General features: G+C 57.4%; 10 protein-coding genes. All 10 read left to right on the forward strand.

Translation table 11 applies throughout. The annotated features are described in order from the left end of the window. The first annotated feature begins 77 nt into the window (after positions 1-77). The 10 genes from mnmE to CKW11_RS24870 all read left to right on the forward strand — a co-directional run bounded on the left by mnmE (position 78) and on the right by CKW11_RS24870 (position 9,150). Positions 78-1,448 carry a tRNA uridine-5-carboxymethylaminomethyl(34) synthesis GTPase MnmE gene (gene mnmE / locus CKW11_RS24820; protein WP_095139793.1) on the forward strand — a complete coding sequence of 457 codons (1,371 nt, stop codon included), beginning with the start codon at positions 78-80 and terminating at the stop codon, positions 1,446-1,448. A 552-nt stretch (positions 1,449-2,000) separates the two neighbouring features. Next, positions 2,001-3,899, forward strand: coding sequence for a tRNA uridine-5-carboxymethylaminomethyl(34) synthesis enzyme MnmG (gene mnmG / locus CKW11_RS24830; RefSeq protein WP_095139794.1), 1,899 nt, complete (start codon positions 2,001-2,003; stop codon positions 3,897-3,899). Further along, entirely contained in the window at positions 3,896-4,540 is a 645-nt protein-coding gene (rsmG, locus tag CKW11_RS24835) for a 16S rRNA (guanine(527)-N(7))-methyltransferase RsmG (RefSeq protein WP_003229789.1), read from the forward strand. The genes mnmG and rsmG overlap by 4 nt, the downstream gene beginning before the upstream one ends. A gap of 18 nt (positions 4,541-4,558) precedes the next feature. After that, a complete protein-coding gene (locus CKW11_RS24840) occupies positions 4,559-5,356 on the forward strand; it encodes a ParA family protein (RefSeq protein ID WP_003229787.1) in 798 nt (265 codons plus the stop codon). Between the two features lie 9 nt (positions 5,357-5,365). Then, entirely contained in the window at positions 5,366-6,238 is an 873-nt protein-coding gene (locus tag CKW11_RS24845; protein ID WP_095139795.1) for a ParB/RepB/Spo0J family partition protein, read from the forward strand. 148 nt (positions 6,239-6,386) lie between these two features. After that, positions 6,387-6,794 (forward strand): F0F1 ATP synthase subunit I, encoded by a 408-nt coding sequence (locus CKW11_RS24850; RefSeq protein WP_003229783.1) that lies wholly within the window; start codon positions 6,387-6,389, stop codon positions 6,792-6,794. A gap of 16 nt (positions 6,795-6,810) precedes the next feature. Then, positions 6,811-7,680 carry a F0F1 ATP synthase subunit A gene (gene atpB, locus CKW11_RS24855; RefSeq protein WP_007960779.1) on the forward strand — a complete coding sequence of 290 codons (870 nt, stop codon included), beginning with the start codon at positions 6,811-6,813 and terminating at the stop codon, positions 7,678-7,680. A 133-nt stretch (positions 7,681-7,813) separates the two neighbouring features. Further along, positions 7,814-8,071, forward strand: coding sequence for a F0F1 ATP synthase subunit C (atpE, locus tag CKW11_RS24860; RefSeq protein WP_003097235.1), 258 nt, complete (start codon positions 7,814-7,816; stop codon positions 8,069-8,071). A gap of 59 nt (positions 8,072-8,130) precedes the next feature. After that, on the forward strand, positions 8,131-8,601 hold the full coding sequence (locus CKW11_RS24865) for a F0F1 ATP synthase subunit B (protein ID WP_011336718.1): 471 nt from the start codon (positions 8,131-8,133) through the stop codon (positions 8,599-8,601). Between the two features lie 12 nt (positions 8,602-8,613). Continuing rightward, entirely contained in the window at positions 8,614-9,150 is a 537-nt protein-coding gene (locus CKW11_RS24870; protein ID WP_007911956.1) for a F0F1 ATP synthase subunit delta, read from the forward strand. Positions 9,151-9,233: the final 83 nt, after the last annotated feature.

The raw sequence follows: 9,233 nt of genomic DNA on the forward strand, positions 1-9,233 counted from the left end.
CACTGTGGATAACACCACTCAAAACGCCCCCTAGTGGGGCGTTTTGCTATCTGTCACTTTTGTCTGGATTCCGGTTTATGAGCGCACCTCGTGAAACCATCGCCGCCGTCGCCACCGCTCAAGGTCGTGGTGGTGTCGGCATCGTCCGTATTTCCGGGCCGTTGGCCAGTGTTGCGGCCAAAGCCATCAGCGGCCGCGAACTGAAACCGCGTTACGCGCATTACGGTGCATTTTTCAGTGATGATCAGCAGGTGCTGGACGAAGGCTTGGCCCTTTATTTCCCGGGACCAAACTCATTCACCGGCGAAGACGTGCTGGAACTGCAGGGACACGGTGGCCCGATCGTTCTCGACATGCTGCTCAAGCGTTGCCTGGAACTGGGTTGCCGTCTGGCCCGCCCGGGTGAATTCAGCGAGCGCGCGTTCCTCAACGACAAACTCGACCTGGCTCAGGCCGAGGCGATCGCCGACCTGATCGAAGCCAGTTCGGCACAGGCTGCGCGCAATGCACTGCGCTCCTTGCAGGGGGCGTTTTCCCAGCGTGTGCATAACCTCACCGAACAACTGATTGGCCTGCGCATCTACGTCGAAGCCGCCATCGATTTCCCGGAAGAGGAAATCGATTTTCTGGCCGATGGCCACGTACTGAGCATGCTCGACAAGGTACGTGGAGAGTTATCCACCGTACTGCGTGAGGCCGGGCAGGGTGCCTTGTTACGTGATGGCATGACGGTGGTGATCGCCGGTCGTCCGAATGCCGGCAAGTCCAGCCTGTTGAATGCCCTGGCCGGCCGCGAAGCGGCGATCGTGACTGAAATTGCCGGCACGACCCGGGATATCTTGCGCGAACATATCCACATCGACGGCATGCCATTGCACGTGGTGGACACTGCAGGTCTGCGCGACACCGATGATCAGGTGGAGAAGATCGGCGTCGAGCGTGCGTTGAAAGCGATCACTGAAGCGGATCGGGTGCTGCTGGTAGTCGATGCCACCGCGCCGGAAGCTGCAGACCCGTTCGCCCTATGGCCGGAATTCCTCGAAACCCGGCCAGATCCGGCCAAAGTCACCTTGATTCGCAACAAGGCTGACCTGACAGCTGAAGCGATTGCTTTGGAAGTCAGCGACGATGGCCACGTAACCATCAGCCTCAGCGCCAAAGCCGCCGGCGAAGGTCTGGAATTGCTGCGCGAACATCTCAAGGCCTGCATGGGCTATGAGCAAACCTCGGAAAGCAGCTTCAGTGCCCGTCGCCGACATCTGGAGGCTCTGCGCCACGCCAGTGCAGCGCTGGAACATGGTCGCGCACAGCTGACGTTGGCCGGTGCCGGCGAGCTGCTGGCCGAAGATTTGCGTCAGGCACAGCACTCTCTCGGGGAAATCACCGGGGCATTCAGTTCCGATGACCTGCTTGGCCGGATCTTCTCCAGCTTCTGCATTGGTAAATAACCCTTCTGCTCTCCACAGACAGGCCCGTTCGCGGCCTGTCTGCACTCCTCATTTCTAGATTCCTTTTCCAATGCCGGGCAGATTCTCTCTTCCTGAACGGATTTCCGCTGCCCGCCAATCACTCATCAGCCTGATTTCTGTTGATTAAGCCCTGTGAATAACTGCCTCTGAGGTCAGTTGATAACAAGGCCTGAAAACTGGATATAACTACCTCTGTGGATAACCACCCCATTCATCCACAGGCTTAAAGCGGTTATCCAAGGGCCTCATTGTCACCTGATAACAGGGTTTTGAAACTCTGTACATATTGAATAATAAGGCCTGTAGCAATCTATCCACAGAAATGACGCTCAGTAAGAATAAGCATTAAAACAAAGGTTTTATAAATTTCTCTCTTTTTTATTCTTTTAACCTCGAGTTCTCCACAGCTGGTTAATTTTTGTGCAAAGGGTTCTTTAGGAAGGGCGAAGTCCCTATACTTGTCGACCAGGTTCAGAAACCTGATCTCAAACTATTCCTGAATGACCTACTTAAGCAGGCACGAGGTGCGTGGTGGATTTCCCTTCCCGTTTTGAAGTGATCGTCATCGGCGGCGGTCATGCCGGTACCGAGGCAGCACTGGCCTCAGCACGTATGGGGGCAAAAACCCTGTTGCTGACGCATAACGTGGAAACCCTCGGTGCCATGAGCTGCAACCCGGCCATCGGTGGTATTGGCAAAAGCCATCTGGTCAAGGAAATCGACGCCCTCGGCGGCGCGATGGCCATGGCTACCGATCTGGGCGGCATCCAGTTTCGCGTATTGAACAGCCGCAAAGGTCCGGCCGTACGGGCGACCCGTGCGCAAGCCGACCGCATTCTGTACAAGGCCGCTGTCCGCGAAATTCTGGAAAACCAACCGAACCTGTGGATATTTCAGCAGGCCGCTGACGACCTTATCGTTGAGCAGGACCAGGTACGCGGTGTTGTCACGCAAATGGGTCTGCGGTTCTTCGCCGATTCCGTGGTGTTGACCACTGGTACATTCCTCGGTGGACTTATCCACATCGGTTTGCAGAATTTCTCCGGCGGTCGTGCCGGTGACCCGCCGTCGATTGCCCTGGCACATCGTCTGCGTGAACTGCCGCTGCGTGTCGGTCGCCTGAAAACCGGTACGCCACCGCGCATCGATGGCAAGTCTGTGGATTTCTCGGTCATGACCGAGCAACCGGGCGATACGCCGATTCCGGTGATGTCGTTCATGGGCAACAAGGAACAGCATCCGCGCCAGGTCAGTTGCTGGATTACCCACACCAACGCCCGCACCCACGAAATCATCGCGGCGAACCTCGATCGTTCGCCGATGTATTCCGCTGCCGGTGAAATCGAGGGCATCGGCCCGCGCTACTGCCCGTCGATCGAAGACAAGATTCACCGCTTTGCCGACAAGGAAAGCCATCAGGTGTTCATCGAGCCGGAAGGCCTGACCACCCATGAGCTGTACCCGAACGGGATATCCACAAGCTTGCCGTTCGACGTGCAATTGCAGATCGTGCAATCGATCCGCGGCATGGAAAACGCGCACATCGTGCGTCCGGGGTATGCGATCGAGTACGACTACTTCGACCCGCGTGACCTGAAATACAGCCTGGAAACCAAAGTTATCGGCGGCCTGTTCTTTGCTGGCCAGATCAACGGCACCACTGGTTACGAAGAAGCCGGTGCGCAAGGTTTGCTCGCCGGGGCCAACGCCGCGCTGCGTGCCAAGGGCAAAGAAGCCTGGTGCCCGCGTCGCGACGAGGCGTACATCGGCGTGCTGGTTGACGACCTGATCACTCTCGGTACCCAAGAGCCGTACCGCATGTTCACTTCCCGAGCCGAGTACCGCCTGATCCTGCGTGAAGACAACGCCGACCTGCGTCTGACCGAAAAAGGTCGCGAACTGGGTCTGGTCGATGACGCGCGTTGGGCGGCCTTCTGCAAGAAACGCGAAAGCATCGAACTCGAAGAGCAGCGCCTGAAGAGCACCTGGGTTCGCCCGGGCACGCAGCAGGGCGATGCGATTGCCGAAAAATTCGGCACGCCGCTGACTCACGAATACAACTTGCTCAACCTCTTGAGCCGTCCGGAAATCGACTACGCTGGTCTGGTCGAAGTGACCGGCAACGGTGCAGAAGACCCACAGGTCGCCGAACAGGTTGAAATCAAGACCAAATACGCCGGTTACATCGACCGTCAACAGGACGAAATCGCCCGTCTGCGCGCCAGTGAAGACACGAAACTGCCTGTGGATATCGATTACACCAACATTTCCGGTCTCTCCAAGGAGATCCAGAGCAAGCTCGGTGCGACGCGTCCGGAGACGCTCGGCCAGGCTTCGCGGATCCCGGGTGTGACCCCGGCAGCGATTTCGCTGTTGATGATTCATTTGAAAAAACGCGGCGCGGGCCGTCAGTTGGAGCAAAGCGCTTGAGTTCTAAGGTCACTTCGCAACACGCCGAAGAGTTATCCACAGGAGCCCGCGAGCTCGGTGTCAATCTCAGCGCAGCTCAGCACGAATTGTTGCTGGGCTACCTGGCCCTGTTGATCAAATGGAACCAGGCCTACAACCTGACTGCAGTTCGCGATCCCGACGAAATGGTTTCGCGCCATCTGCTCGATAGCCTGAGCGTGATGTCGTTCATCGAAAACGGCCGCTGGCTCGATGTCGGCAGTGGCGGCGGCATGCCCGGCATTCCGCTGGCGATCCTGTATCCGGACTCGCAAGTCACCTGTCTGGACAGCAACGGCAAGAAAACCCGCTTCCTGACTCAGGTCAAACTCGAACTCAAACTGGATAACCTGCAAGTTATCCACAGTCGCGTTGAAGCGTTCCAGCCTGCCCAGCCATTTAACGGGATCATTTCCCGGGCATTCAGCAGCATGGAGAACTTCACCAACTGGACTCGCCACCTCGGCGATGCCGACACGCGCTGGCTGGCAATGAAGGGCGTTCATCCGGCCGATGAGCTGGTAGCATTGCCGGCAGACTTCAAACTCGATAGCGAACACGCCCTGGCCGTACCCGGTTGCCAAGGCCAACGCCATCTGCTGATACTGCGCCGCACGGCATGATTGGGAACACAAGCAAGAATGGCTAAGGTATTCGCGATAGCGAACCAGAAGGGTGGTGTGGGCAAGACCACCACCTGCATCAACCTCGCAGCATCCCTGGTCGCGACCAAGCGCCGGGTGCTGTTGATTGATCTCGATCCACAGGGCAACGCCACCATGGGTAGCGGTGTGGATAAACATGGCCTGGAAAACTCGGTCTACGACCTGCTGATCGGCGAATGCGATCTGGCCCAGGCCATGCACTACTCCGAGCACGGCGGTTATCAACTGCTGCCGGCCAACCGCGACCTGACCGCGGCCGAAGTGGTGCTGCTGGAAATGCAGATGAAGGAAAGCCGTCTGCGCAGTGCGCTGGCGCCAATCCGTGAGAACTACGATTACATTTTGATCGACTGCCCGCCGTCGCTGTCGATGCTCACCCTGAACGCATTGGTTGCCGCCGATGGGGTCATTATCCCCATGCAATGCGAGTACTTTGCTCTCGAAGGTTTGAGCGACCTTGTGGATAACATCAAGCGTATCGCCGAACTGCTCAATCCGAACCTGAAAGTCGAAGGCCTGCTGCGCACCATGTACGACCCGCGTCTGAGCCTGATGAACGATGTTTCGGCGCAGCTCAAGGAACACTTTGGCGAACAGCTGTACGACACGGTGATCCCGCGCAACATTCGCCTGGCCGAAGCGCCGAGCTACGGGATGCCGGCACTGGCCTACGACAAGCAATCGCGCGGCGCGCTGGCCTACCTTGCCTTGGCGGGCGAGATGGTTCGCCGTCAGCGCAAAAATTCACGCATCGCCGCTGCCCAGCCAACTTAAGGAATCCCCATGGCCGTCAAGAAACGAGGTCTCGGACGTGGACTGGATGCACTGCTGAGTGGTCCGACCGTCAGCGCGCTGGAAGAACAGGCGGCGCAGGCCGATACCCGTGAGCTGCAACACCTGCCGCTGGACCTGCTGCAGCGTGGCAAATACCAGCCGCGCCGCGACATGGATCCGCAGGCGCTGGAAGAGCTGGCGCAGTCGATCAAGGCGCAAGGCGTGATGCAGCCGATCGTGGTGCGTCCGATTGGCGGAGGCCGTTTCGAAATCATCGCCGGTGAACGCCGCTGGCGCGCCAGCCAGCAGGCCGGCCAGGAAACCATCCCGGCGATGGTCCGGGATGTGCCGGATGAGACCGCGATCGCCATTGCGCTGATCGAGAACATCCAGCGTGAAGACCTGAACCCGATTGAAGAAGCCGTCGCCTTGCAGCGTCTGCAGCAGGAATTCCAGCTCACTCAGCAACAGGTTGCCGAGGCTGTGGGTAAGTCCCGCGTGACTGTGGCTAACCTGTTGCGACTTATTGCACTGCCGGAAGTCATCAAGACCATGCTGTCCCACGGCGACCTGGAAATGGGTCATGCCCGTGCTTTGCTCGGTCTGCCGGACAATCAACAGGTGGAAGGGGCGCGACATGTTGTCGCACGCGGCCTGACTGTGCGCCAAACCGAGGCACTGGTGCGCCAGTGGTTGAGCGGCAAACCGGAGCCTGTGGAAGCGGCCAGACCCGACCCGGATATCGCCCGGCTCGAACAGCGTCTGGCCGAGCGCCTAGGCTCTGCGGTGCAGATTCGCCACGGGAAGAAGGGAAAAGGCCAACTGGTGATTGGTTACAACTCACTCGATGAGCTTCAAGGTGTGCTCGCACACATCCGCTGAAACATTTCCTCATGTAGCGCGCAGTCGGAAATCACTACCTGACAGTTGAATAGGGGCAGAACCGCCCCTATACTCTGCGCGCATTTTGTCGGCACAAATTATGCCAAGTTATTGAATTCTGGCAGCCGACCATTGGAGAGCGAACGTGATGGAAACCCGCAAGCCAAACCGCCTGCCGTTCCATCGCCTGGCGGTTTTTCCGGTGTTGATGGCTCAATTTGTCATTTTGCTCATTGCCGCTTTGGCGCTTTGGCAATGGCATGGAGTCGTTGCCGGATACTCGGGACTTTGCGGAGGCCTGATAGCCTTGCTGCCCAATGTTTATTTCGCTCACAAGGCATTTCGGTTTTCCGGCGCCCGAGCAGCCCAGTCCATCGTCCGGTCATTTTATGCCGGCGAGGCAGGCAAACTGATTTTGACGGCAGTGCTGTTTGCACTGGTGTTTGCAGGTGTGAAGCCATTGGCGCCGATCGCAGTATTCGGCGCTTTCGTGCTGACTCAGTCGGTCAGCTGGTTCGCTCCCCTGCTGATGAGAACAAGACTTTCGAGACCTTAGGGCGTTTGAGGCAACCATGGCAGAAACAACCGCTTCGGGCTATATCCAGCACCACTTGCAGAACCTGACTTTCGGTCAGCTACCTAACGGCGGCTGGGGCTTTGCCCATACCGCAGCAGAAGCCAAGGAAATGGGCTTCTGGGCTTTCCACGTCGATACCCTCGGCTGGTCGGTCGCGCTGGGTCTGATCTTCGTTTTCCTTTTCCGCATGGCGGCAAAGAAAGCGACTTCGGGTCAGCCAGGTGCTTTGCAGAACTTCGTTGAAGTATTGGTCGAATTCGTCGATGGCAGCGTGAAAGACAGCTTCCATGGCCGTAGCCCGGTGATTGCACCGCTGGCACTGACCATCTTCGTCTGGGTGTTCCTGATGAACGCCGTCGACCTGGTACCGGTCGACTGGATTCCTCAGCTGGCCATCCTGATCACCGGCGACCACCACATCCCGTTCCGTGCCGTGTCGACTACCGACCCGAACGCGACTCTGGGCATGGCGTTCTCGGTTTTCGCACTGATCATTTTCTATAGCATCAAGGTCAAGGGCATCGGCGGCTTCATCGGCGAACTGACCCTGCACCCGTTCGGCAGCAAGAACATCTTCGTTCAGGCCCTGCTGATCCCGGTGAACTTCCTGCTGGAATTCGTGACCCTGATCGCCAAGCCGATCTCTCTGGCTCTGCGTCTGTTCGGCAACATGTATGCCGGTGAGCTGGTGTTCATTCTGATCGCTGTGATGTTCGGCAGCGGCCTGCTCTGGCTGAGCGGCCTGGGCGTTGTTCTGCAGTGGGCGTGGGCTGTGTTCCACATCCTGATCATCACACTGCAGGCGTTCATCTTCATGATGCTGACCATCGTCTACCTGTCGATGGCGCACGAAGAAAACCATTAAGACCAGTCTCGACTAGTCTGATGTCCTTCCCGGTCAAACGGGAAGGGGCTCTTCACAGGGCACCTGAAACGATTTGTTTTACCGCTTTAATCTAAAAAACCTAAACCATACGACGTAAAAGTCGGGAGGAAAGATGGAAACTGTAGTTGGTCTAACCGCTATCGCTGTTGCACTGTTGATCGGCCTGGGCGCACTGGGTACCGCAATTGGTTTCGGCCTGCTGGGCGGCAAGTTCCTGGAAGGCGCAGCGCGTCAGCCAGAAATGGTTCCAATGCTGCAAGTTAAAATGTTCATCGTTGCCGGTCTGCTCGACGCCGTAACCATGATCGGTGTTGGTATCGCTCTGTTCTTCACCTTTGCGAACCCGTTCGTTGGTCAGATCGCTGGCTAATTACCCGGATTCTTCCGAGTAATTTGGTGTGATGGACAACGTAACTGCGAGGTGTTGGCGTGAACATTAATGCGACCCTGATTGGCCAGTCCGTTGCGTTCCTGATTTTTGTACTGTTCTGCATGAAGTTCGTATGGCCTCCGGTCATCGCGGCACTGCACGAACGTCAAAAGAAGATCGCTGATGGTCTGGACGCTGCCAGCCGTGCAGCTCGCGACCTGGAGTTGGCCCAAGAGAAAGCGGGTCAGCAACTGCGCGAAGCGAAAGCTCAGGCAGCTGAAATCATCGAGCAAGCCAAGAAACGCGGTAACCAGATCGTTGAAGAGGCTGTTGAAAAAGCCCGTATCGACGCTGACCGTGTGAAGGTTCAGGCTCAAGCCGAGATCGAACAGGAACTGAACAGTGTCAAAGACAAGCTGCGTGCCCAAGTGGGCTTGCTGGCTGTCGGCGGCGCCGAGAAGATCCTGGGTGCCACAATCGATCAAAACGCGCACGCAGAGCTGGTTAACCAACTGGCTGCTGAAATCTAAGCGAGGGCGATCATGGCAGAACTGACCACGTTGGCCCGACCTTACGCTAAGGCGGCCTTCGAGCACGCTCAGGCCCACCAGCAACTGGCCAATTGGTCAGCCATGCTCGGCCTGGCTGCAGCGGTGTCACAAGATGACACCATGCAGCGCGTGCTCAAGGCCCCGCGACTGACGAGCGCAGAAAAGGCCGCCACGTTCATTGACGTGTGCGGCGACAAGTTTGATGCCAAGGCACAGAACTTCATCAATGTCGTTGCCGAAAACGACCGTCTCCCGCTTCTGCCGGAGATCGCCGCTCTGTTCGACCTGTACAAGGCCGAACAAGAGAAGTCGGTAGACGTTGAAGTGACCAGTGCTTTCGCATTGAACCAAGAACAGCAAGACAAACTCGCCAAGGTTCTCAGTGCACGACTCAACCGGGAAGTGCGCCTGCAAGTTGCGGAGGATGCTGCCCTTATAGGTGGTGTCGTTATCCGCGCCGGCGACCTGGTTATCGATGGCTCGATTCGCGGCAAAATCGCGAAACTTGCCGAAGCATTGAAATCTTGAGTTTGAAGGGGCAGCAGAGCAATGCAGCAACTCAATCCTTCCGAAATAAGTGAAATTATCAAGGGCCGCATCGACAAGCTCGA

Source organism: Pseudomonas sp. Irchel s3a10, from assembly GCF_900187525.1.
Taxonomy (GTDB): domain Bacteria; phylum Pseudomonadota; class Gammaproteobacteria; order Pseudomonadales; family Pseudomonadaceae; genus Aquipseudomonas; species Aquipseudomonas koreensis_G.